The organism is Flavobacterium sp. PLA-DH12 (assembly GCF_059511845.1).
Map to the genome: position 1 here is coordinate 125778 of NZ_JCAMPD010000011.1, position 23539 is coordinate 149316.

Here is a 23539-nt window from a genome sequence, read left to right on the forward strand (position 1 = left end):
ATCTCCAATCATAATGCATTTTATGAACAAAGATATAATGAAATCGATTACTAAAATGGTTGAAAAAAATCCAGATTTAAAGGATTCTAAAATGCATTATGCCTTTAACAAATCTGTTGTATTTCAACAAAAGGTAGTCATGCCGATCATGCTGACCCTATTTCAAATTATGATGATTATGAGTCCGGCATTACAAAAAGCAATTGCAAAGTAATATCCTATCTGTCTTTCTAAAAAGTCTTCTTTACTGTTATCATAAAAACATAAAGATATACTGATAGATAAACAGCTTCAAAAATTAATTATTATCGTTTATATTTGCAATTCGATATAAAAAACACTGGTTTTATTTTGATGTAAAATCAGCAATCTATAAATCTAAAATTAAAATGAGACACACAAAGGTTAAAGACTTATTAAACAGTACGACGACGCTACAGGAAGTGAATGCAAAAGGATGGGTGAGAACTTTTAGAAATAATCAGTTCATCGCGCTAAATGACGGTTCTACAATTAATAATATTCAATGTGTTGTTGACTTTGAAAATACTCCAGAAGAGACTTTAAAAAGAATCACGACTGGAGCTGCGGTTTCTGTAATTGGAACTTTGGTTGAAAGTAAAGGTGCGGGTCAGAAATACGAAATTCAAGTAAACAAACTTGAAATCCTTGGAGATTCTGATGCAGAGAAATTTCCAATGCAGCCTAAAAAACACTCTTTAGAATTTTTACGTGAAAACGCTCACTTGCGTGTACGTACAAATGCTTTTGGTGCGATTATGCGTGTGCGTTCGGTTTTATCTTATGCGGTTCACAGCTATTTTCAGCAAAAAGGTTTCGTATATGTAAACACGCCAATTATTACTGGAGCTGACGCTGAAGGTGCTGGAGAAATGTTCCAAGTTACTTCTTTACCATTGGATAATCTTCCAAAAAATGAAGAAGGAAATATTGATTTCAAAAAAGATTTCTTTGGAAAGCATACCAACTTGACCGTTTCTGGACAATTAGAAGGTGAAACTTTCGCAATGGCTTTGGGGCAAATTTATACTTTTGGACCAACGTTTAGAGCTGAAAACTCAAACACTTCTCGTCACTTGGCAGAATTCTGGATGATCGAGCCTGAAGTTGCTTTCAACGATCTCGATGACAACATGGATTTGGCTGAAGATTTTATTCAGTACGTAATTAAATATGCTTTAGACAACTGTAAAGACGATTTAGCATTCTTAGAAGGAAGACTTCTTGAAGAAGAAAAATCAAAACCACAGGCTGAGAGAAGCGAAATGGCTTTGTTAGAGAAATTAAACTTCGTATTGGAAAACAACTTCAAACGTGTTTCTTATACAGAAGCAATTGATATTTTAAGAGATTCAACTCCAAATAAAAAGAAGAAATTCCAATATTTAATCAACGAATGGGGAGCTGATTTACAGTCAGAACACGAACGTTTCTTGGTTGAAAAACACTTTAAATGTCCAGTAATTTTATACGATTACCCAGCAAACATCAAAGCGTTTTACATGCGTTTGAACGACAACACAGAGCCAGGAAGAGAAACTGTTCGTGCAATGGATATCCTTTTCCCTGGAATTGGAGAAATCGTTGGTGGTTCTGAAAGAGAAGAGCGTTACGACGTTCTAGTTGAGAAAATGGAAAAACTAGGAATTGATAAAGAAGAATTATACTGGTACTTAGACACTAGAAGATTTGGATCGGCAACTCACGCAGGTTTCGGTTTAGGATTTGAGCGTTTAGTATTGTTTGTAACTGGAATGACAAACATTAGAGACGTAATTCCTTTCCCAAGAACTCCTGGAAGTGCTGAGTTTTAATCTAAGCTTCTAAGATGCTAAGACACTAAGATTCTAAGTTTTTTAAAATATAAATAAAATAATTTTACGCGAATTCAATTCGTCAACATAAGATACTTAGCCTCTCAGGAGCTTAGTATCTTAGCAACTTTTTTTATGCTAAAGCAATTTTTAAATTTAAAATTATCCCAAAAATTATCTCCACAGCAAATTCAGCTGATGAAGTTAATTCAATTGCCTACGCAAGCTTTTGAACAGCGTTTATTAGAAGAAATGAACGAAAATCCGGCTCTTGAAGCTGGAAAAGAAGATGATTACGAAGCTGATGAATACGCTAATGAAGACTACGACGATTATGATGATGCAGAATCTGACAGAATCGAAGCAGACGACATTAATATTGACGAATATCTAAGCGACGATGATACGCCTGATTACAAAACTCAGGTAAACAATTACAGCGACGACGAGGAACGTGAAACGCCATTTGCGGCTCCGATAAGTTTTCATCAGGACTTAATCAATCAGCTGAATACTTTTATTTTGAACGATGAAGAGCGCGAAATCGCTGAATTCCTTGTTGGAAGTATTGATGATATGGGTTATATCCGAAGAAGTATTCCGGACATTGTAGACGACATGGCTTTCACTCAGGGAATTTATACTGACGAAGCAATGGTTGAAAAAATGTTGACGGTAATTCATGAATTGGAACCTTCGGGAGTCGGCGCACGTGATTTACAAGAATGTTTACTGCTTCAACTAAAACATAAAACACCAACTGAATATGTTGATTTAGCCATTGACATTATCGAAAATCAGTTTGATGCTTTTACAAAGAAACATTACGATAAGCTTTTACAGAAATACAGCGTTTCTAACGAACAGCTTAAAAAAGCAATTCATGAAATTGAAAGATTAAATCCAAAACCGGGTGGTTCTTTTGCAGGAAACAATAAAGTTACAGAAAATATTGTTCCAGATTTTGCCATCAGAATTGTTGACGGTGAACTGGAACTAACTTTAAACGGAAGAAATGCTCCTTCCCTACACGTTTCTAAGGATTATCAGGAAATGATGCAGACGTACAAAGAATCTCGTGATAAATCGAGTGCGCAGAAAGATGCCGTTCAGTTCATCAAACAAAAACTAGATTCTGCTAAATGGTTTATTGATGCGATTAGACAACGTCAGGAAACACTTTTTGTAACGATGAATGCAATTATGCATTATCAGGAAGAATATTTCTTAGATGGTGATGAAACCAAACTAAAACCAATGATCTTAAAAGATATTGCTGATATGGTTGGTTTGGATATTTCGACGATTTCACGTGTGGCAAACAGCAAATATGTAGAAACACCATACGGAACTAAATTGATTAAAGAATTCTTCTCTGAAGCCATGAAAAATGATCAGGGAGAAGACGTTTCGACTTTAGAAATAAAAAAGATTCTTCAAAATACGATTGAAGAAGAAGATAAGAGAAAGCCGCTTCCAGACGATCAATTGGCTGAAATCTTAAAAGAGAAAGGATATCCTATCGCAAGAAGAACTATTGCAAAATATCGTGAACAATTAGATATTCCGGTTGCGAGAATGAGAAAGAAGATTTAAGATTTCTTTTAATTCTTATAAGAAAAAATATAAGTTCATTTAAATAGTAAACCCGACAGGTTTTAAAACCTGTCGGGTTTTGTTTTATAAAAATTTCAATAATTTCAGATACTAATCTTTTTTATGATTCAGCGAAATCATAATCTGATTAACATAAATAATTTTCAACTTTGATTATCCTCGTACTTACTTCAAAAACAACAAACTGATTTTTATTATATTGCAATTAAAAAACAGAAAATGAAAATTTCAAAAAAAGTCAATTCATATCTATTACATTTACTCTACTTGTTCATGTACTTTGCAGTTTGTTTATGCATTACTATTATTTTTGACCTATATTCATCAAATACAAAAAGAATTGAAATTACGCCCGGTTATTTATTAGGATGCACACCTCTTCCAATTATCTATTGGATTATTTATACAGCATCAGGAACATTATCCAAAAAATTCAATTTGATTTATGATAAAAATGAAGAAGAAAAATTACTAAAAAACAATTCAACAACAACTGTTGAATAAAATACTCAAACAACTCTTTCTTCAATTCTTATAAAAAAACAAACCCGACAGGCTCCAAAAACCTGTCGGGTTTACAACATATAAGTTTAATTATTTATACTGATCAGGCAGTATTTTTATCGTAAATAAATACACTTTCTTTTTATCACTATAACTATAATTCAGTGTATAATCGTTTTCTCTAAAAACCTGCAGTCCAGGATTTGCCTTTGCTGTGCTTAAAAGACTTTTTCTAATTTCTTCCTGAATTACACTAATCTCCGCAGTTTCTTTAGCCACTTTCATCAAGGTTAAATTATACTGAACAGTTCTTTCCTGTGGCAAAGTGACACTATCTAAACGAATTCCTTCCTGAATATTTAACGGACAGCTTTTATTATATTTTTCAACTAATTCTGTTATTTCGGTACTAACCTCATCCGCTTTTTCCGAAAGGAAAAACTGAAAATATGCCGCAACAGCCAAAGCAATTCCAATAATAACTAATAATAAAATGTTCTGTTTTTTTGTCTTTTGTTTTTCTTGCATCGCTTTTAATAATTGAAATAAAAATAAGATTATTTTTCCTCGTTTTTCTTCATTGCATTAAAATACGCTGCACGGCTAAGTGGTTCGTATTCTTCTGTTTCCCCAAGCATCACCAATTTATCGTTATCGGTTTTTCTAAAACTATAATTTGCTAAATTTCCAGTTCTGGTGCAAACTGCATGAACTTTAGTAACATATTCTGCTGTTGCCATCAAGCCTGGCATTGGCCCAAACGGATTTCCTTTAAAATCCATATCTAATCCTGCCACAATCACACGAATTCCCTGATTGGCCAAATCGTTGCAAACTGTGATAATTTCATCATCAAAAAACTGAGCTTCATCAATACCAATCACATCACAGCCTTGCGCCAAAATCAGAATATTGGCAGCGGCAGGCACTGGAGTTGAGCGTATTTCGTTGGCATCATGAGACACAACCATTTCGTCATGATAACGAGTATCAATAGCGGGTTTAAAGATTTCGACTCTTTGTTTGGCAAATTGGGCGCGTTTTAATCTTCGGATTAACTCTTCGGTTTTACCCGAAAACATTGATCCACAAATAACTTCAATCCAACCAAATTGTTCTTTGTGATTTACTGTATTTTCGAGAAACATTTTGTATTTTTCTACCTTTAAAAATGAATAGTTTTTATTACTTTGTACTGGCAATAAATTAATGTAAAAATGTACTGTTTTACATTTTTTCAAAAGTAGAAAATTTTTACCAAACCTTAGATTCGCGAAAGCGTATTAACAGAAATTAAAAATTATCTCTTGAATTTCCTTGAGAATAGAGACATTCAAACATTAAATACACAAAAATACCATATTCACTATAATTTCAACAGTTATGAAAAAAAAATTGGAAGCTGATTTAATCAGCATTGCGCATCGAATTTTAAAACTTAAAAACAAATCCGATATCAATCAATTGTATCTTGAAACTCAGAAATTATATGAGAAATTAGCGGTATTAAAATTTGTCGAAGAGAATTTCGACGCTGCAAAACCAACAATTGGACAAAATGATATTGTTTCTGAATTGGAAACGATTTTTGAAAAAGAAGATGCAATTCCAGCTATAATTGAACTTGAAGCTCCTGCTGAAGAAAAAGTTATTGCACTTGAAGAATCTTACGAGCCTGAAATTTCAGAAGAAAAACCAGCAGAAGTTGTTGAAACTGCTGAACCAATTACTGAAGTTGAAGAATCAGTAATCGAAGAAACTGTTGAGCCAATCGTTGCTGAAGTTGAAGAACCAATTATTGAAGAAACTGTAGAACCAGTTGCTGAGAAAATAATTGAATCTGAAAAGGAAATAAAAAACCCTGCTGAAGAACTTTCTTTTACAACTATAAATGAATCAAAACCAATTCCAGATTTCAAACCTGCTTTTGAATTAGAAACAGAACCAATAAAAGAAGAAATCAAGGAGGAAATTAAAGAAGAGCCAAAAGCTGCGAGTTCTACACAACCAACAATTTTATTTGAAGATTTTGGAATAAATTACGCCGATGCGCAATTTGTAAAAGTAGAAAGTTTTGAAGCTGTTCCGCCAGTAAAAGCTCCTTCTATTAGTGATTTTAAGGAAGAAAAAAAGGAAGAGAAAAAAGTGGAAACTGCTGTTCTTGATACTCCGGTTCAGCAAAAAGCAGTTAGCTTAAACGAAAAACTGGCAAGAGGTTTTCATATCGATTTAAACGACAGAATTGCCTTCACCAAAAATCTTTTTGGAAACAGCACAGAAGATTATAGCCGTGTTTTAAACCAATTAATGACTTTTGATTCTTATAGTGAAGCAAAAGATTTTATCGAAGACATGGTAAAACCAGACTATAATAATTGGGAAGGAAAAGACGATTACGCGGAACGCTTTATGGGAATTATCGAGAAAAAATTCTCATAAAGTCATTTTCACATCTCATATTTTACATTTCACGAATAAACAACTATGTCAAAATTATATATCGTTCCAACGCCAATTGGCAATCTTGAAGACATGACTTTTAGAGCCATTCGGGTTTTGAAAGAAGTCGATTTGATTTTGGCGGAAGATACGCGCACAAGCGGAAAACTGCTGAAGCATTTTGAGATTAGCACGCACATGCATAGCCATCATATGCATAACGAGCACAAAACTACCGAAAATTTAATTGCACGTTTGAAAGCTGGCGAAACTATCGCTTTGATTTCAGATGCTGGAACTCCCGCAATTTCAGATCCAGGGTTTTTATTAACTCGGGCTTGTGTAGAAAATAAAATCGAAGTAGAATGTCTTCCTGGTGCAACAGCTTTTGTTCCAGCATTGGTAAACAGCGGACTTCCAAATGATAAATTTGTTTTTGAAGGTTTCCTGCCTGATAAAAAAGGACGTCAGACCAGATTTTTGGTTTTAGCTGAAGAAACCCGAACAATGATTTTATACGTTTCTCCGCATAAACTCGTTAAAACTTTAGCAGAATTCGTGCAATATTTTGGAGAAGACAGACAAGTTTGCGTTTCGAGAGAATTATCAAAATTACATGAAGAAAATGTACGCGGAACTGCAAAAGAAGTTTTAGCACATTTCGAAAAAACAGCACCGCGAGGCGAAATCGTAGTTGTCGTTGCCGGAAAAACAATAACCAAAGAACCTAAGAAAAGTAAGTTTTCGAAGGACGAAGAATAAATATTCGCCACGAATTACACAAATTAGCACGAATTAAATTAGTGGAAATTCGTGAAATTCGTGGCAAAAAAAAATCAAATCATAATCATGAGCATTCAAGCCTTTTTAGAAAAAGTAAAACAAACTCCAACACAAATCACATTTCCCGAAACTATTGCAGTAATCGAGGAAAATTACAACTTTACACCAACCACTTTTCAAAACGGAACACAACATAATGCTGCAGGCGAAAACTCAGGTTCTTGCAAATTATTTTCTTTCGCAAAACTGCAAAACTTAAGCAAGGAAGAAACATTAGCGTGTTTTGGAGCTTTTTATTTTGAAGAAGTTTTAGGAGATCCAAACGGAACAAATCACCAAAACATTAGAAATTTCATCAACTTAGGTTGGGACGGAATTAAGTTCGAAGGAAATGCTTTAGAAGCGAAATAAAACAAAATATATTTCTGCCACAGATTAAATAGATTAACACAGATTAATATGAAAGTTGCCACGACCCGAGCGATAGCGAATAGGCGAAGCAATTACTCAAATTAGCACGAATTAAATTAGTGGAAATTCGAGTAATTCGTGGCAAAAAAATAATCTTTTAAATCCTTTTAATCTGTGGCAAAAAAAATACCAATCAGATTAAACGATTTCACAAATCTGAAGTCTAAAATCTAAAATCTAAAATCAACCCATGCGTTGGACCTTAAAACCAAAACCTTCTGAAGAAAAAGTCAAACATTTGGCGCAAGCCTTAAATGTAGAAGATTTTGTCGCAACGCTTTTGATTCAGCGTGGTATTGAAACTTTTGAAGAGGCAAAGAATTTCTTTCGTCCATCTTTAGAACATTTACACGATCCGTATTTGATGAAAGATATGGACAAAGCTGTTGCCAGAATCGAACAAGCCATTCAAAACGAAGAAAACATTCTAGTTTTTGGCGATTATGATGTTGACGGAACAACAGCCGTTTCTTTGGTTTCTGCTTATTTAAAATCACATTATCCTCATATTGCTACATATATTCCCGACCGTTACGACGAAGGTTACGGAATCTCGTACAAAGGAATCGATTATGCAGACGATAACGGAATTTCTTTAATTATAGCTCTCGACTGCGGTATCAAATCTATTGATCATATCGCTTACGCGAAAGCGAGAAACATCGACTTTATTGTTTGTGATCACCACCGTCCTGGAGAATTTCTTCCAGATGCGGTTGCTGTTTTAGATCCTAAAAGAGAAGACTGTTCTTATCCTTACGATGAACTGTGTGGCTGCGGAGTTGGTTTTAAATTGATACAAGCTTTAGGTCAGAATCGAAATGAAACGATTGAAGATTTAGTTCCGTATCTAGATTTGGTAGCTACTGCAATTGCTGCAGATATTGTTCCGATAACAGGTGAAAATCGTGTATTGGCTTACTTCGGTTTGAAAGTCATCAACAGCGAACCTAGACCCGGAATTAAAGCTCTAGTTCATCAAGTAAAAAAGAAAATTTTAGATATTACCGATGTCGTATTTATTATTTCTCCTCGAATTAATGCCGCTGGAAGAATCAAACACGGAAATCATGCCGTCGAATTATTGACTGAATTTAATTTTGAGCAAGCACAGCAATTCGCTTCAGAAATTGAACAATACAACGCCGACCGAAAAGATTTAGACAAAAAAATTACCAAAGAAGCTTTTCAGCAAATTTTACAAAACAACGAAGAAGATCGTTTTTCTACTGTTGTATTTCAGGAAGACTGGCACAAAGGCGTAATAGGAATTGTAGCTTCGAGATTAATAGAAACCTATTATCGTCCGACTTTGGTTTTTACAAAAAGTGGCGATAAATATGCCGCTTCTGCCCGATCTGTAAAAGGTTTTGATGTTTACAATGCACTCGATGCGTGTTCAGAACATTTGGAACAATTTGGAGGACACATGTATGCAGCAGGAATGACTTTAAAAGCTGAAAATTATCAGCTTTTTAAAGATGCTTTCGAAAAACAAGTCGAAACAACCATTCTTCCAGAAATGCGAACTCCAGAAATCGAAGTTGATGCCGAAATTAATTTCTCAGACATTACACCAAAACTAATTCGAATCTTAAAACAATTTGAACCTTTTGGCCCACAAAATATGACGCCTGTTTTTATGACCAGAGATTTAAAAGACACTGGTTATGCCAAAACTCTTGGTGCAGAAGAAGAACATTTAAGACTTTTCGTCAAACAATATAACTCCGACGGAATCGCCGCAATTGGCTTTGGACTCGGAAAAAAATTAAACATAGCAAAAAATCAAAATCCGTTTCAGCTGGCTTATACCATCACCGAAAATGAATGGAACGGTACAATTTCAACTCAGCTTATGCTGAAAGACATTAGAACAGATGGAAGAGATTAAATCAAAAAAGCCAGATCCGTATCAGGCGCTTCGTTATAGAGAATTCAACGTATTTTTATTATTGCGTTTTGCGATGGTTTTTGCCTGGTCAATGCAATTCATTGTAATCGAATGGGAAGTTTATAGTTTAACTAAAAATCCGCTTTCGTTAGGAATTATTGGTTTAATGGAAGTTATCCCAGCTGTCGGAATGGCCTTATTTGCAGGACATATTGTCGATCAAAGAGAAAAGAAAGGATTATTGGTAAAATGTATTTTAGGATTTTCAGTAATCAGTTTTGGGCTATTTTTGTTGACTTGGCCAAAAGTTGTTGGCGGTTGCTCTTCAAATGTAATCTTGTATTCAATTTATGCTTTAGTATTTTTTGGAGGATTGGTTCGTGCTTTTATGGGACCAACTATCTTCTCGCTTTTATCCTTAATTATTCCTAAAAAAGTATACCCAAATGCGGCAACTTGGAGCAGTTCGGTTTGGCAGATTGGAGCCGTTATGGGACCAGCATTAGCAGGATTTTCAATCAATTGGATTGGAGTTCATTGGTCAATGTGTTTGGTTTTCGGATTCTCAATTCTTTCTTTAATCGCCTTATCGCAAATCAGTGCAAAACCAATCATCAATCCGAAGATTGGAGAATCAATAAAAGATAGTCTTACAGAAGGTTTGACTTTTGTATTTAAAAACAAAATTGTTTTAGGCGCATTGTCTCTTGATATGATTGCTGTACTTTTTGGAGGCGCGGTAGCTTTATTACCCGTTTTTGCTCAAGACATTTTGAAAGTAGGGTCTGAAGGTTTCGGAATTTTAAGAGCTGCTCCTGCTGTGGGTGCTTTTATCACGATGATTGTTTCAGCTTATGTACCTTTATATAAAAATGCAGGTAAAAAACTTCTAATCGCCATATTTGTTTTCGGATTGTCGATTATCTTATTTGGGCTTTCCACTTATTTCTGGCTTTCCGTTTTCGCTTTATTCTTAAGCGGATTAGCTGATGGAATTTCAGTAGTTATCCGCCAGACGATTTTACAGCTTAAAACTCCTGATCATATGCGTGGACGTGTGGGAGCCGTAAATTCAATCTTTGTTGGATCATCTAACGAATTAGGTGCTTTTGAAAGTGGTGCTACTGCCAAATTGATGGGAGCAGTGACTTCTGTTGTTTTTGGAGGAAGTGTTACGCTCTTAACTGTAGTTTTCACTGCATTGAAATCGCCAACTTTTAGAAATTTAGATTTAAAAAAAGATATGGACGATCATCATAAATTAGAATAGATGAAGTCATTTTTTCTTTCTTTATTTCTAATATTTTCCTTTTTCGCAAAAGGGCAAAATCTCTATATCAAAACTTACGGAAATGAAAAGAACAAGCCCATAATTTTCATTCACGGGGGACCAAGTGGCAACGCAACCTTATTTGAAGGAACAACGGCTCAAAAACTAGCCGATCAAGGCTTTTATGTTATCGCTTACGACCGAAGAGGCGAAGGAAGATCTACAGATCCTAATGCAAAATTTACTTACGAAGAAGCTTTTCAAGATCTGAATTCAATTTATACAAAATATCATTTAAAGAAAGCTGTTATTTTAGGCCATAGTTTTGGAGGTTTGGTGGCGACACTTTATACCCATAAATATCCGCAAAATGTAAGCGCTTTGGTTTTGGCGGGCGCTTTGTTTTCTCAACAGGAAACTTACGATCACATTTTAAATACGCTGAAGAAAAAGTACAGCAACGATTCTGAGCAATTAAAAAAAATCAGCATTGTTGAAAATCTTAATAAAAACTCAGCCGAATACAGAAAAGGATGTTATGAACTTGCTGGCGAAAACGGCTTTTTTAAAATGCCAAATCCAACAGCAGCATCTAAAAAATTATATGCCGATTATGAAGCTGGTGAATTTTATAAAACTAATATTAGAAATAAAAATGCTCCACTTCTCTTCTATCAAAACGAAAAGCAAAACAACATTGATAGTAGGCCTTTTTTAAAGAAAATCAAAACCGCTGGCGTTCCTATTTATGGAATTTACGGAAAAGATGATGGTATCTTTTCATTAGCTCAAATCAATTCGCTGAAGACAATAACTGGAGAAAAACATTTCGCTTTTCTTGACAATTGCTCGCATTATTTATTTGTAGACCAACAAGCAACATTTCTTTCTAAGCTAAAAAATTGGCTCAAATAATTTTGTTACGAGATAGAATTTCGTAAAAAAACAAAAACACAAGCACTTTATAAATAGCTAAAAATCAAACAGTCATATTGGTTTTTAGCTTTTTTTTATGCTTTTCTTAGTCAAGTATTAATACAAAGAGTGCGTATCTTTGTGGCCTAAAAAAATTGCCATGAAAGACATCGAGCAAATATACCGAAACGATTTTGGAATTTCATTTTATTGGAAAGAAGGCAACGAAATTATATCAGATAAAATCCAGTTGCTTTTTAAACAAATGGGATTTTATTTTTCAGTTGAGGAATTAAATGAATTTCACGATTTAATTGAAGACTGCGTAACAGACCATAACAACTACGATACACGTGGCGTAAAACGCGCCTTCGATAAATTTTTATTGAAAACACCATACGTTGCTATAGATTTAGAAATATCACCAATGGAATTAAACTCTATAAAAGACTTGGTAGATGGTTCTTTATTTCGACTTAATCTTAATGAATATATCTACGGTTCGGGTATGAACTAAAGCGTGCTCAAAAATATTTTTTTCAAAGTTTTATGATTTTTTTATTTAGAATTAATATAAATAATATTTATATTTGTTGAAATAAAAGGATTTACGATGAGAGAAATTGAGCAGATATATCATAACAACTTTGGAATAGCTTTTTACTGGAAAGATCACAATACTACGATTTCCGACAAAGTGCAATTGGTTTTTAAAGAAACTGGCTTTTATTTTACGGTTCAGGAATTAAATCATTTTTGCGATTTAATTGAAGACAGCATGATAGAAAACGCTTGTTGCGAAGCTTGCGAAATGAAATACTCCTGCCATAAGTTTTTATTGAAAACACCTTGCAATTCTATAGATCTGGCTGTAAACATGACCGAATTAAAATCGATTAAAGATTTGGTTGAAGGTTCTTTATTTAAAATTGAACTGGATGAATATGTTTATGGAGTTGGCATGAATTAAGAAACATTCTAAATATTTTAACAGCATTTTTTCATTATTGAAATATATTTTGATTCAATTCAAAAAAAAGTATATTTACAGCAATGAAAAAAGCTGCATTTCTACTTACCATAACCGTTCTGGCACTTCTTTTTGCCAGCTGCAATAATAAATCAGAGGAATACATTGATCCGCGTGGAACTGATTATGCGGGTTCAGAAAGTTGTATACAATGCCATAAAGTACAATCTGATATGGCGTTCAAAAGTTCGCATTTTAAAGCGACCGCTCCAGCAATTTTAGGAAATGTTTCGGGTGATTTCGATTCTAAAAATCACACTTTCATTTATGATAAAGACACCAAATTGGTGATGGAAAAACATGGAGACAGCTTGTATCAAGTCGTTTACAAAAATGGCAAAGAAACAGCCAAATACAAATTTGAAATTGTTTTTGGAACCAAACACGCTCAAACTTCAGTTTACTGGAAAGACAATAATACATACGAATTGCCAGTTTCTTTTTATCACTCTATAAACAATTGGGCAACAAGTCCAGGTTTTCCTGCCGACAAGCCTTATTTTGACCGAATGGTGGTAAAAGATTGCTATTCGTGCCACGCCTCAAATGCCAGCAGCCGAAGCGTGAATCAAAATTCTGAACAAAGAAATATGATGTCTATGGACGTTGAAGATATCATCAGAAAAGAAACAATTGTTTACGGAATTGACTGTGAACGCTGTCACGGTCCTGCAAAAAAACATGTTGAGTTTCATTTAAAAAATCCAAACGTAAAAGTTGCTAATAGTATTACGAGTTTCAAAACCTTAAACAGACAGCAAAAGCTAGATGCTTGCGCTTTATGTCACGCAGGAAATGATGGAATGAAATTAAAATCGCGTTTTGAATTTAAACCTGGAGATAATTTATCAGAATTCTTTCGTGAGACTAAAAGTATTAATGATACCACAAATTTTGATGTTCATGGCAATCAATATCGATTAATGGCGCAAAGCAAATGTTTTATGAAAAGCGATAAAATGGATTGTATTACCTGTCATAATCCGCATGAAAATGCTTCCAAAAACATGGCTTCATATTCTAAAATCTGTATGAGTTGTCATCAAGGTTTAAAGCACAAAGAAACCACTTTAAAAACAATGCCAGAGAAGTTATTGGCGAGCAATTGTGTAGAATGCCACATGCCGAAAAAAGCATCTGGAGCAATTAAGTTTCAGCTTTCAAACAGTAAACAGCTTTCAGAATACATTTTGCGAACGCATAAAATCGGAATTTACCCAACGAGCGCAAAATAAAAATTTTGTTTTAATTTTTTTGACAAGGGACTTTGAATTAAGTTCAACAATAAGATTTGCCCTTTTGACTGTCGACTTTCGACTTTGGACTTTTGACTTGCTTATTTCTCGAATTTTTTAAGCTCGAATTTTTCGCCATCAAAAACACCGTAAGTAAAATAGCCGATCCAATCTCCAAGATTTACATACTCGGAGTTTTCTCCAACCGGAATAATCATTGGTAAATGGCGGTGTCCAAAAATGAAATAATTGTAATGTTTGGTTTCTAGTTTTCGTTTGGCATATAAAACAAGCCATTCATTTTCTTCACCTAAAAACTTCACATCTTCGTCACCAGAAATCAGTTTGTTTTTTACTGATAAATATTGAGCCAAACTTACGCCAACATCTGGATGAAGCCAACGGAAAAGCCATTTTGAAAACGGATTTGTAAATACCTTTTTCATTCTTTTGTAGCCTTTATCGCCAGGACCTTTTCCGTCTCCGTGACCAATCAAGAATGTCTTTCCGTTAAAAGTAAATTCTTTGTTATCATGATAAACCGGAATATTCAATTCGGTTTCAAAATAATCATTCATCCACAAATCATGATTTCCGACAAAAAAATAAATCGGAATTCCGCTGTCGCGAATTTCAGCCAGTTTGCCTAAAATTCGAACAAAACCTTTCGGAACCACCGTTTTATATTCAAACCAAAAATCAAATAAATCTCCCAATAAAAAAATTGCTTCTGCATCTTCCTTAACCTCATCAAGCCAAGCCACGAATTTCTTTTCACGCGGTAAACTCAATTCTGGAGTTGGCGCACCAAAATGCTGATCTGAAGCAAAATATATTTTTTTCATTTAATGTGAGATGTGAATTGTGAGATGTAAGATGCGAAATGAAAAAGCAATTTACTTTTCACATTTCACTTTTAACTTTTTTACAAATTATCAGATGCGTACCATTCCGCAAAAGATGATTCTGTTTCCTGAAGTTTTAATGAGAAAAGAGAAATCCCTTCTGGAAGCCTTGCAACGATTCTATCTGCAAAATCAACCACCATATTTTCGCTTGTTGGCTGATAATCTACTAAGATAACGTGATGTCCGCGGTTTTTCAATTCATTTGCCAATTCGATATGCGGAGTTGTCTGATTGAAAACAGTTGCATGATCAAACTGATCGACGATTTCTTCTTTTACAATTTTCTTTAGATCAGAAAAGTCAATCACCATTCCGAACTTTACATTCGATCGGTCTGTAATTGGCGAACCAATAACCGTTACCGATAATTTATAACTGTGTCCGTGAACGTTCTTGCATTTTCCGTCGTAACCGTACAAAGCGTGACCGGTTTCGAAACTAAATTGTTTTGTAATTCTGATATTACTCATCGATTTTTAATTTTAAGCTTGCAAATTTACGAATTAATTGCCGTTTTTAGCTCTTTTTTTAGCACGAGTATACATCCACAAAGCAATTCCGCCCAAAACTAGAAACGGAATGAAAGATCCAATGACAACGCCAATTTGATAACCGCTGTCTGGAGCATCTTTAATTTTCTCTGCAATGTCAACTTTTTGGAATAAAGAAATGAGTTTCATTTTAAATTATATTTATTGATATTTTCTTTAGCCACTCCCGATAGCTATCGGGATAAAACAATTAATTGGATTATTTTAAAATCATTTTAATCCGTATAATCTGTGGCTAAATAATTATTTATTTATTAATTGTTTTCAAAACTATGTTAGACTTTACCCAAAATCAATGACTTATATCATGTCTATTTTTTAAACTGCAGCAAAGCATTTTTAGTAAATTCAGATAAAACCAATTTACCCGTAATGGCAGCACGTTCAAATAAAAGTGATTCCCATTGTTCAGTTCCTTCCCAAATAATTTTTTTCATTTGCAATAATGCTTCTGGGTTATACGAACTTAATCTTTTTGCAAAATCATCAATTTTAAGATCCAGACTAAAAGATTCGCAAACCACAGAGAAAAGTCCTTTTTGACTTGCCCATTCTGCCGATTTCCATTCATTTGCTGCCAATGTCATTTCTGCCATCGCAGTTTTACCTACTTTTCTGGAAACAGCTGGTTCGATAACAAAAGGTCCTATTCCAATTGCTAATTCTGATAATTTCACATCACTTTCAGGCGTAGCAAAAACATAATCACAAGCCGCAATAATGCCAACGCCGCCGCCAACCGCTTTTCCTTGAACACGTCCAATAATTAATTTGTTACAATTACGCATCGCGTTAAGCAAATGAGCAAATCCCGAAAAGAACTCTGTACCCTGTTCTTCATTTTCAACTTGCAAAAGTTCATCAAAAGAAGCGCCAGAACAAAATGCTCTCACCCCTTCACTTTTCAGAATAATAACCGAAACATTTTCATCTCTGCTTAGCAAATTAATTTCTGCCGTGAGACGATCTAACAACTGACGCGGGAAAGAATTACTAGCTGGATGCCCAAACTCAATAGTTGCAATTGTATCCTGAAAAGAAGTTTCTAAACTGCCTTTTATACTTTCTGAACTCATAAAAATTACATTTAAAGGTAAAGTTACGCTTTTGAAAATAATTGATACGAAACTTCTGGAAATTTGTTTTTTGAGAATTAATTGTCTTTATTTGTTAACGCATTTGGGGGATTAGCTCATTTGGCTAGAGTATCCCGATGAAAAATCGGGAAGGTGATAGTTCGAATTCTATTTCTCAACAAACGGGGGATTAGCTCATTTGGCTAGAGCGTCCCGATGAAAAATCGGGAAGATGATAGTTCGAATTCTATTTCTCAACAAACGGGGGATTAGCTCATTTGGCTAGAGCGTCCCGATAAAAAATCGGGAAGATGATAGTTCGAATTCTATTTCTCAACAAACGGGGGATTAGCTCATTTGGCTAGAGCGCTACGCTGGCAGCGTAGAGGCGATCGGTTCGAATCCGATATTCTCCACTAATAATTTAAAAATACCCAAGCAGTTACTGATTCTGCTTGGGTATTTTTTTTAAAACACATTTTATGTTTTATATCTACATTATATATTCAAAAACCTTAGACAAATACTATGTTGGTTCTTGCCAAAATATTGAACAGCGTTTACAAGATCATTTAAATAGCAGAAGTAAATTCACAAAAGTTGCGAAAGATTGGGAATTAAAATACTCTGAGACATTCTTTACAAGAAGCGAAGCATATAAAAGAGAATTGCAAATAAAAAAAATGAAAAGTAGAAAATATATAGAAAGCCTAATAGAAACAAAAGGCTAGAGTATCCCGATGCATTGGGAAGGTGACCGGTTCGAATCCGGTATTCTCCACAGAAAAACAAAAACCCTTGTAAATCTAGTTTTACAAGGGCTTTGTTTTTTTATAATTTCATTAATCTTTGTCGAGTTACTAGTGTGATTTCTCGTTCGAAATGACAAAAAAACTATTTCTCATTAGCCGCATCATCTGCGTCAACATCTGCTTTCTCAGCTTTTTTAAAATCGTTATTTAACAATTTTTCCAATTTCTTTTTTTCTCGCTGATTTTTTCTGATTGTTAGTACAACAAGAATAACCACCAATATTGCTACAACCGCTATTATGTTCCAATTGATATCCATAATTAAAATTTTAATTAAAAGTAAGTATTTAAAAATATCTTTCATGTTATCAAACAGTTAAGTGTTTTGTTTTTTAATAAATCTTATTTTGACACAACTAAATCTTTTGAAAGATATTTCTTTAAAATTGTTTCTTATTTTTGTGAGTCACAAAACATTCAAAAAAAAGAATATTTATAATAATTATATAAGCCTTTCAAAATGAATCAAACCGTAAAACATAAAATATTTTCATTCGTAAAGAAACCCCTTATAATTGCAGTTATACTTTTCGTCTTTACTTTAATAGAAATCTATTGGGCAATGGGCAGTTTTTCTGACAAACCATCAAGTGGCTGTTTAGATTCTTCTTTTTTTGACGATGCTTATTTAATGACTTTGTTTTCTACTGTTTTCTTGTCGATAGTTTTTCTGCCTTTTTCTTTAATTAAAAACAGCTATCTAAAAGTTACACTTCAATTACTATTGTTAATCTTAATATGGTTTTTCTGGAATTATACCATTTTTGTAGATCGAGAATCTTCTTGGAGCACTTATCTTTTTAAAGAAGAAATAATGTATACTCTTAAATTTTCTTTCCTTCCTATTTCAATTTTATCTATTGCTACAGTATTTACATTAAACTATATTTTGAAAAAAGTATGAGCTTGGGTAAAAAAATACTTTTACGTGTCTATTTCATTATCTGTGCACTTTTTGTGCTGGACTGCCTTTTATATTACTTTAAAGAAATTAGTCTTCGTGGTTATTATAGCGATGTAGTTTTATCTTGGCTCTGGCTGATAAGCAATTTTGTAATAATTGTTGTTTTTTGGAAAAAACTCTTGGCAAAACTTCTTTTTGCAGCAATAACAATAACATTTGCAATTAGCATTATGGCCATGATGATGCCTTTTTTCGCCTTATTACTTTCAAGTACATCTTTAGGTTTGTACCTAAATAAAGATTTGAATAAAAATTACAGATCACAAATTGTGGGTTACAGTGCGATGGGGCATCCATGGCTGGAAATAATTGAAAAAAAAGGAATATTAGAAAAAAGAATTTTTAAATGTACCGACTATCAAATAATGGACGACAATCTGAATATCAAAATCAGCACAGCAAAAGATATATTTTTTAGAAATGAAACCGATAGTACACTGACTTTGACTCTCTTTTATGGTGGACCAAACAAAACTATTACTTTCGATAAAAAGACTGGAAATATCACTGGAATAAAAAACAACTAATTTTATACTCACTTAAAAACTACCTATATGCGTCACTTCAAATTTCTTCTTCTTGCATCCTTACTTATGCTTTCTTTTCAAGGCATTTGTCAAGACAAAATTTCTCAACAAGTACTCGAACGTTTAAAAGCTCAACAAACCTGCTGGAACAATGGCGATTTGGAAGGTTATCTTGACTTTTATGCTCCTGTAGATTCGGTTCGTATGATTTACAGTGCTGGTGTGGTATATGGAAAAAACAATATTGCAGATTTCTTCAAAAATATTGGCCAAAAGAAAGAATGGGAAAATTAACCATGACCGATTTTGTTGTTGAACCACTTTCTAAAAAAGATGCTTTTGTAAGTGCAAAATTTAGTGTAGATGCTCCGAATGGCAAAAACAGTTCCGGGAACTTTTCAGGAATAATGAGAAAGATAAATGGCGTTTGGTATTTGTATGTTGATCATTCGGGATAACTCCTAGACTATAAACTATTATTTAATCCTTTTAACCTTAACGTATTTTACAGAAACGAATCTGTTTTTTACTCAAAAACAATTTTGTAAATGATTTTTAAATACCTTTGATATTATGAGCACAGCAGCAAAATCAAATCATATAGGGCGAAAAATAAGCCGTATTCGTGAACTTCGCGATATGAAGCAAGAAGCTTTAGCACAAGCTTTAGGAACAAATCAACAAGCTATTTCTGCTATAGAAAATAGTGAAACGATTGATGACGCAAAACTTGCCGAAATAGCACAAGCGCTTGGTGTAACGCCTGAAGCTATAAAGAGTTTTTCGGAAGAAAATGTGTTTAATTATTTTAATACATTCACAGACAGTCATGGAAACTTTGGGAATTTTGCTAGTGGGGCAATTTGCAATTTCAATCCTCTTGATAAAGTAGTTGAACTTTATGAGCGTTTAGTTCAAGCCGAAAAAGATAAAGTTGAATATTTGGAGAAATTAATGAAAGAGAAATAAGTCTTTCAATTTATTATAACAAAAAAGCCATTTCTGGAAAGCAGAAGTGGCTTTTTTGTTTATTTATATTATGCCTTATTATGCCATAAATAAAACTTTTGGGGTGCGAATTCTGTATTTATGCATTCAATATTTGCATTTGAAATCATTATTATCTAGTATAACTCGTCGGTCTAAAAATTCATCAAACACAACTACAAAAGAGAAAAATATGCCTCAATCATTATACAAAGTATATGTGCATCTAGTGTTTAGCACAAAAAAACGTTATCCGTTTATTGACGACGATATAAAAGAAAAATTATGGGCTTACCTCGGAGGAATTTGCAAAGGGCTAGAATGCAATCCCATTCAAGTAGGAGGATATAATGACCATGTTCATATTCTATGCTTATTATCTAAAAAAATTACGCAAATGAAATTGGTTGAAGAAGTAAAAAAACAATCATCAAAATGGGTAAAAACAGTAGATTCGCGTTATGCAAATTTTTACTGGCAGGACGGGTATGGCATTTTTTCTGTTAATCCTTCTCAATTAGATATAGTGACAAAGTACATTAAAAACCAAGAAGAACATCATAGAAAAAAGACATTCAAAAAAGAACTTTTAGCTTTTCTAAACAAATATAATGTTGAATATGACGAACGTTATCTTTGGGATTAGGCTTTCGCCCTTTCAGGGCTGGATTAACTGCGTTCATTCACATTTATATTCATATTCATAGCATAGCGCGTTGCGCTATGCTAGTGGTTGCGCTCTTTCAGAGCTTTTTTTAGTATAGGCTGAAAGCCTATAAGCATCAAGATAGTGCAACGCACTATGCAGCACTATGCAGCACTAGAGAACTAGAAACACTAGAGAATATATAGCTAGCCTATCTTAGCAAAAAACCCATTCTTATCGATCCATAAAAATATCCTGAATTAGTATCAATTCCTGGATCATTCAATTCTCTTCCGCGGTAAAGGAAAGAATAAGATATGTTGAAGTTGTTATGTCGGTATTTTAAACCTGCTTCTGCGTTGAAACGAAGCGGTTCCAAATCGAAAGTAATCGGACTTGTATCGTTAAACATGCTTCCTTCAATTGTGGCATCGTAAAACTGATAGTTGACACTTGGAGCCGCGTAGAAATAAAATTCTCTAATGTCTGGTTGAGCTTGTACACTTACAGAAGCATTATACATATTAGAATCGTAAATTGGAAGGAGTTTTTTAAATCCAAATCTTGCCATAAATCCTGTTGAAACTCCAGAAAAAATAGTTCCAAGATTTCCTTCTGACTGCCAATAAAGATCTACAAAATCATTATGTTTTGAAGGAAACATTTTTTTAGAGTAAATAGCATGCGCCTGAACACCGAAAGCATTATGCAACTGGTTTTCCCAACCGTAAACTTTCTTATAGCCTATAATTTCATGAAAACCAACCTGAGTTTCTTCTCCCAAAGCATTTGGCCCCATAAAACCCAATTGAAAATCAGTTTTTAAAACCGATTCGCTTTGATAAAAAAAACTTTTTCCCGCTTCTGTAAAAAGATAAGCTGTAAAAGGACGGTCATTTACTGTAACTGCTTCTTTGTTTAAAAATCTAGGATTGTAAATATATTGCCCAATACGAAACTCTGTAATTTTTTTATTGATTTTTGGATTATCGTTTTTTGATAAAAACCTGTAAAAAAGTTCCAGACCATTGGTGTAATACATATCATATTTAGACGATGTGTACAAATCATTATCTGATATAAAACCAATTTCTGTTGTTTTTCCTTGTCCAAAAGTTAACGTTACAGTCAAAATCAGAAAAGCAAAAAGCAGTTTTTTACTTTTTCTTTTCTTCTTTTCCATCATAATTGATTTTCCCAACGTAACGCATCTCGCGTACAATTCGTTCTTTTCTTCTGTTAATATAACTTGAAGAGCCTGTCGCTTTAAATTTTCTCGGATTTGGTAATATTGCCGCAATTCCCGCCGCTTGCATTGGAGTTAAACTTGAAGCATCTCGACGATACCAATGTTCGGTTGCGGCATAAGCACCGTAAACTCCATCTCCCATTTCGATACTGTTCAAATACACTTCCATAATGCGTTCTTTGCCCCAGATAATTTCAATTAAAACGGTAAAATACGCTTCAAGCCCTTTACGGAAATAACTTTTTCCCTGCCATAAAAAGACATTTTTGGCTGTTTGCTGTGAGATTGTACTTCCGCCTCGAATTCTACGTCCGCGTTCGTTACTTTTATAAGCTTTTTGAAGTGCTTTAAAATCGAAACCATTATGCGTCAGGAAAGTTCCGTCTTCACTCGCAATAACGGCTTTTTGTAGATTCATTGAAATTTTATCAATCGGTTCCCAATCGTGGTCAAAATAAACTTCTTTTCCAGCCATTTTATTTTCGATGGCACGAATAAGCATTAATGGCGTAAACGGTACAGGAACATATTTAAAAAATATAACCGAACCAATAGAAATTCCAAAAAACCATAGAGCGGCTTTGATAAAAAACCATTTTATTTTTTCTCCAAAAGAACGATTCGATTTTTTTGAAGACGAAGTCTTCGGTTTTGGTTTGTTTGTAGTTGATTTTGGTGCCGGTTTTTTGGTTGTTGCCATTATATTAAATCTGCTAATTCTGTTCCTATTAAACTGCCTATCGCCACTCCCATTCCGCCTAAACGCACTCCGCAGAACACATTTTCAGAAAGTTGAGTTACGACAGGATTCTTACTATTTCCGATTCCCATAATGCCGCTCCATCGGTGCGCAATTTGAAAATCCTGATTTGGTAAAATTACATTTTTCAGTAAATCTTCCAATCTATTTTGAATAATTTTCGTCTGTCCAAATTCGGTTGTTGTTTCTCCTTCAAAATCAAGATTTCTTCCGCCACCTAATAAAATTCGATCGCCAATATTTCTGAAATAATAGTAACCGCGGTCTAAATGAAACGTTCCTTTAATATCTAAATTGTGAATTGGTTCTGTAATTAAAACCTGAGCTCTAGCAGGTTTCACTGCCCCATTTGTCAAAGAACCCGCAAAGCCATTGGTCGCGAAAAGGAGTTTTTGGGTTTTAAAACTAAAATCGCTTAAAACTACTTCAATATGATTTCCAGCATCTAGATATGACGTTACAGTTTGCTGATTTAAGATTAAAATATCTGCCGAAATTGCTTGTTTCAACAATTCCTGCATCATATTTCCAGTATCAATCTGTGCTTCAAACGGATTAAAAATTAAATAATCCTGAATATTTTGAAATCCAAATCGGTCTACTTCTTTAGAAAAAACATCAGCTTTAAAAAGCGGTTTCAAAACTTCATTGATAAACGGGAGTTTAGAAATACATTCGTTAAATCCAGATTCGTCTTGTTTAAGAAACAATTCATATCCGCCATGCGGTTTAAAATCAATTGCCGTATCTCCTAATCTTTTTCGAAGCAATTGCAATCCTTTCCAACGTTTTTCGATAAGTGACACAACATCTTCTTCTGAATGTGTTTTTAGGTCGTCCATAATTTCAGACAGACTCCCGAAACAGGCAAAACCAGCATTTTTTGTACTGGCTCCTTGCGGAAGCATTCCACGCTCGAGAACCAGAATTTTTGCATCAGGAAATCTTTCGCGTAAGCTTAATGCAGTATGCAGGCCAACAATTCCGCTGCCCACAATCGTATAATCTACATTCGTAAACCAGTTTTTAAGTTCCCAATAGCTTAGTTCCATCTTTTAGAGTTTTT

At 34.0% G+C, this 23539-nt stretch carries 30 protein-coding genes and 1 tRNA gene; 21 read left to right on the top strand and 10 right to left on the bottom strand.

The annotated features are described in order from the left end of the window. Positions 1-22: 22 nt before the first annotated feature. The 4 genes from AC5ZCW_RS19445 to AC5ZCW_RS19460 all read left to right on the top strand — a co-directional run bounded on the left by AC5ZCW_RS19445 (position 23) and on the right by AC5ZCW_RS19460 (position 3956). Positions 23-214 carry a hypothetical protein gene (locus AC5ZCW_RS19445; RefSeq protein ID WP_343545017.1) on the top strand — a complete coding sequence of 64 codons (192 nt, stop codon included), beginning with the start codon at positions 23-25 and terminating at the stop codon, positions 212-214. A 175-nt stretch (positions 215-389) separates the two neighbouring features. Next, entirely contained in the window at positions 390-1835 is a 1446-nt protein-coding gene (gene asnS, locus AC5ZCW_RS19450; protein WP_177211863.1) for an asparagine--tRNA ligase, read from the top strand. A gap of 135 nt (positions 1836-1970) precedes the next feature. After that, positions 1971-3431 carry an RNA polymerase factor sigma-54 gene (rpoN, locus tag AC5ZCW_RS19455; protein ID WP_177211862.1) on the top strand — a complete coding sequence of 487 codons (1461 nt, stop codon included), beginning with the start codon at positions 1971-1973 and terminating at the stop codon, positions 3429-3431. A 240-nt stretch (positions 3432-3671) separates the two neighbouring features. Then, positions 3672-3956 (top strand): hypothetical protein, encoded by a 285-nt coding sequence (locus AC5ZCW_RS19460; protein WP_281634068.1) that lies wholly within the window; start codon positions 3672-3674, stop codon positions 3954-3956. A gap of 90 nt (positions 3957-4046) precedes the next feature. On the opposite strand, the gene AC5ZCW_RS19465 is transcribed toward AC5ZCW_RS19460, so the two are convergent. Then, entirely contained in the window at positions 4047-4484 is a 438-nt protein-coding gene (locus AC5ZCW_RS19465; protein WP_343545015.1) for a DUF8479 domain-containing protein, read from the bottom strand. A gap of 29 nt (positions 4485-4513) precedes the next feature. After that, positions 4514-5104: a thymidine kinase gene (locus AC5ZCW_RS19470; RefSeq protein WP_177212547.1), complete on the bottom strand. Its 591-nt coding sequence runs from the start codon at positions 5102-5104 to the stop codon at positions 4514-4516. 235 nt (positions 5105-5339) lie between these two features. Here AC5ZCW_RS19470 and AC5ZCW_RS19475 point away from each other — a divergent pair, with 235 nt between their 5' ends. The 9 genes from AC5ZCW_RS19475 (at position 5340) to AC5ZCW_RS19515 (ending at position 13993) form a co-directional block, all read left to right on the top strand. Next, positions 5340-6395, top strand: a complete 1056-nt coding sequence (locus AC5ZCW_RS19475) for a DUF8457 domain-containing protein (RefSeq protein WP_496121326.1) — start codon at positions 5340-5342, stop codon at positions 6393-6395. 45 nt (positions 6396-6440) lie between these two features. Next, positions 6441-7157: a 16S rRNA (cytidine(1402)-2'-O)-methyltransferase gene (rsmI, locus tag AC5ZCW_RS19480; protein WP_496121328.1), complete on the top strand. Its 717-nt coding sequence runs from the start codon at positions 6441-6443 to the stop codon at positions 7155-7157. Positions 7158-7244: 87 nt separating this feature from the next. Next, complete coding sequence (locus AC5ZCW_RS19485; RefSeq protein ID WP_496121330.1) at positions 7245-7589, top strand: HopJ type III effector protein; 345 nt, start codon at positions 7245-7247, stop codon at positions 7587-7589. A gap of 250 nt (positions 7590-7839) precedes the next feature. Then, entirely contained in the window at positions 7840-9543 is a 1704-nt protein-coding gene (gene recJ, locus AC5ZCW_RS19490; protein ID WP_496121331.1) for a single-stranded-DNA-specific exonuclease RecJ, read from the top strand. Beyond that, positions 9530-10813 (top strand): MFS transporter, encoded by a 1284-nt coding sequence (locus AC5ZCW_RS19495; protein ID WP_496121332.1) that lies wholly within the window; start codon positions 9530-9532, stop codon positions 10811-10813. The genes recJ and AC5ZCW_RS19495 overlap by 14 nt, the downstream gene beginning before the upstream one ends. Next, complete coding sequence (locus AC5ZCW_RS19500; protein ID WP_343545009.1) at positions 10814-11728, top strand: alpha/beta fold hydrolase; 915 nt, start codon at positions 10814-10816, stop codon at positions 11726-11728. It begins immediately after the preceding gene. A 160-nt stretch (positions 11729-11888) separates the two neighbouring features. Then, positions 11889-12245, top strand: a complete 357-nt coding sequence (locus AC5ZCW_RS19505; protein ID WP_343545008.1) for a hypothetical protein — start codon at positions 11889-11891, stop codon at positions 12243-12245. A 96-nt stretch (positions 12246-12341) separates the two neighbouring features. Then, a complete protein-coding gene (locus AC5ZCW_RS19510; RefSeq protein ID WP_111425144.1) occupies positions 12342-12698 on the top strand; it encodes a hypothetical protein in 357 nt (118 codons plus the stop codon). Between the two features lie 83 nt (positions 12699-12781). Next, on the top strand, positions 12782-13993 hold the full coding sequence (locus AC5ZCW_RS19515) for a cytochrome c3 family protein (protein ID WP_496121334.1): 1212 nt from the start codon (positions 12782-12784) through the stop codon (positions 13991-13993). A 101-nt stretch (positions 13994-14094) separates the two neighbouring features. Here AC5ZCW_RS19515 and AC5ZCW_RS19520 read toward each other — a convergent pair whose 3' ends face one another. From AC5ZCW_RS19520 to AC5ZCW_RS19535, 4 genes are all read right to left on the bottom strand, one after another. Then, positions 14095-14838, bottom strand: coding sequence for a UDP-2,3-diacylglucosamine diphosphatase (locus AC5ZCW_RS19520; RefSeq protein ID WP_095928326.1), 744 nt, complete (start codon positions 14836-14838; stop codon positions 14095-14097). Positions 14839-14918: 80 nt separating this feature from the next. After that, on the bottom strand, positions 14919-15371 hold the full coding sequence (locus tag AC5ZCW_RS19525) for a 6-pyruvoyl trahydropterin synthase family protein (RefSeq protein WP_095953962.1): 453 nt from the start codon (positions 15369-15371) through the stop codon (positions 14919-14921). 33 nt (positions 15372-15404) lie between these two features. Next, positions 15405-15581 (bottom strand): hypothetical protein, encoded by a 177-nt coding sequence (locus AC5ZCW_RS19530; RefSeq protein WP_286970596.1) that lies wholly within the window; start codon positions 15579-15581, stop codon positions 15405-15407. 182 nt (positions 15582-15763) lie between these two features. Further along, positions 15764-16528, bottom strand: a complete 765-nt coding sequence (locus AC5ZCW_RS19535) for an enoyl-CoA hydratase/isomerase family protein (RefSeq protein WP_496121337.1) — start codon at positions 16526-16528, stop codon at positions 15764-15766. A 342-nt stretch (positions 16529-16870) separates the two neighbouring features. Here AC5ZCW_RS19535 and AC5ZCW_RS19540 point away from each other — a divergent pair. Beyond that, positions 16871-16944 (top strand) — tRNA-Ala (locus AC5ZCW_RS19540). A 66-nt stretch (positions 16945-17010) separates the two neighbouring features. Then, positions 17011-17259, top strand: coding sequence for a GIY-YIG nuclease family protein (locus AC5ZCW_RS19545; RefSeq protein ID WP_343541144.1), 249 nt, complete (start codon positions 17011-17013; stop codon positions 17257-17259). 163 nt (positions 17260-17422) lie between these two features. On the opposite strand, the gene AC5ZCW_RS19550 is transcribed toward AC5ZCW_RS19545, so the two are convergent. Next, positions 17423-17644: a hypothetical protein gene (locus AC5ZCW_RS19550; RefSeq protein WP_496121339.1), complete on the bottom strand. Its 222-nt coding sequence runs from the start codon at positions 17642-17644 to the stop codon at positions 17423-17425. 156 nt (positions 17645-17800) lie between these two features. Between AC5ZCW_RS19550 and AC5ZCW_RS19555 the strand changes: the two genes are divergently transcribed. The 6 genes from AC5ZCW_RS19555 (at position 17801) to tnpA (ending at position 20464) form a co-directional block, all read left to right on the top strand. After that, positions 17801-18244 (top strand): hypothetical protein, encoded by a 444-nt coding sequence (locus AC5ZCW_RS19555; RefSeq protein ID WP_496121340.1) that lies wholly within the window; start codon positions 17801-17803, stop codon positions 18242-18244. Continuing rightward, positions 18241-18831, top strand: coding sequence for a hypothetical protein (locus tag AC5ZCW_RS19560; protein ID WP_496121342.1), 591 nt, complete (start codon positions 18241-18243; stop codon positions 18829-18831). Before AC5ZCW_RS19555 ends, AC5ZCW_RS19560 begins: the two co-directional genes overlap by 4 nt. Before the next feature lie 27 nt (positions 18832-18858). Then, positions 18859-19125 (top strand): Cif family virulence factor, encoded by a 267-nt coding sequence (locus AC5ZCW_RS19565; protein WP_496121344.1) that lies wholly within the window; start codon positions 18859-18861, stop codon positions 19123-19125. Next, a complete protein-coding gene (locus AC5ZCW_RS19570; RefSeq protein ID WP_496121346.1) occupies positions 19113-19289 on the top strand; it encodes a hypothetical protein in 177 nt (58 codons plus the stop codon). Before AC5ZCW_RS19565 ends, AC5ZCW_RS19570 begins: the two co-directional genes overlap by 13 nt. Positions 19290-19404: 115 nt before the next feature. Beyond that, positions 19405-19800: a helix-turn-helix domain-containing protein gene (locus AC5ZCW_RS19575; protein ID WP_496121348.1), complete on the top strand. Its 396-nt coding sequence runs from the start codon at positions 19405-19407 to the stop codon at positions 19798-19800. A gap of 211 nt (positions 19801-20011) precedes the next feature. After that, a complete protein-coding gene (tnpA, locus tag AC5ZCW_RS19580; protein ID WP_496121350.1) occupies positions 20012-20464 on the top strand; it encodes an IS200/IS605 family transposase in 453 nt (150 codons plus the stop codon). 211 nt (positions 20465-20675) lie between these two features. Here tnpA and AC5ZCW_RS19585 read toward each other — a convergent pair whose 3' ends face one another. From AC5ZCW_RS19585 to AC5ZCW_RS19595, 3 genes are read right to left on the bottom strand one after another with little or no spacing between them, the layout of a single operon-like run. Then, positions 20676-21647 carry a lipid A deacylase LpxR family protein gene (locus AC5ZCW_RS19585; RefSeq protein WP_496121387.1) on the bottom strand — a complete coding sequence of 324 codons (972 nt, stop codon included), beginning with the start codon at positions 21645-21647 and terminating at the stop codon, positions 20676-20678. Beyond that, positions 21622-22413 carry a monofunctional biosynthetic peptidoglycan transglycosylase gene (gene mtgA, locus AC5ZCW_RS19590; RefSeq protein ID WP_343541137.1) on the bottom strand — a complete coding sequence of 264 codons (792 nt, stop codon included), beginning with the start codon at positions 22411-22413 and terminating at the stop codon, positions 21622-21624. Before mtgA ends, AC5ZCW_RS19585 begins: the two co-directional genes overlap by 26 nt. Continuing rightward, on the bottom strand, positions 22413-23525 hold the full coding sequence (locus AC5ZCW_RS19595) for an NAD(P)/FAD-dependent oxidoreductase (RefSeq protein ID WP_343541136.1): 1113 nt from the start codon (positions 23523-23525) through the stop codon (positions 22413-22415). Before AC5ZCW_RS19595 ends, mtgA begins: the two co-directional genes overlap by 1 nt. Positions 23526-23539 lie beyond the last annotated feature (14 nt).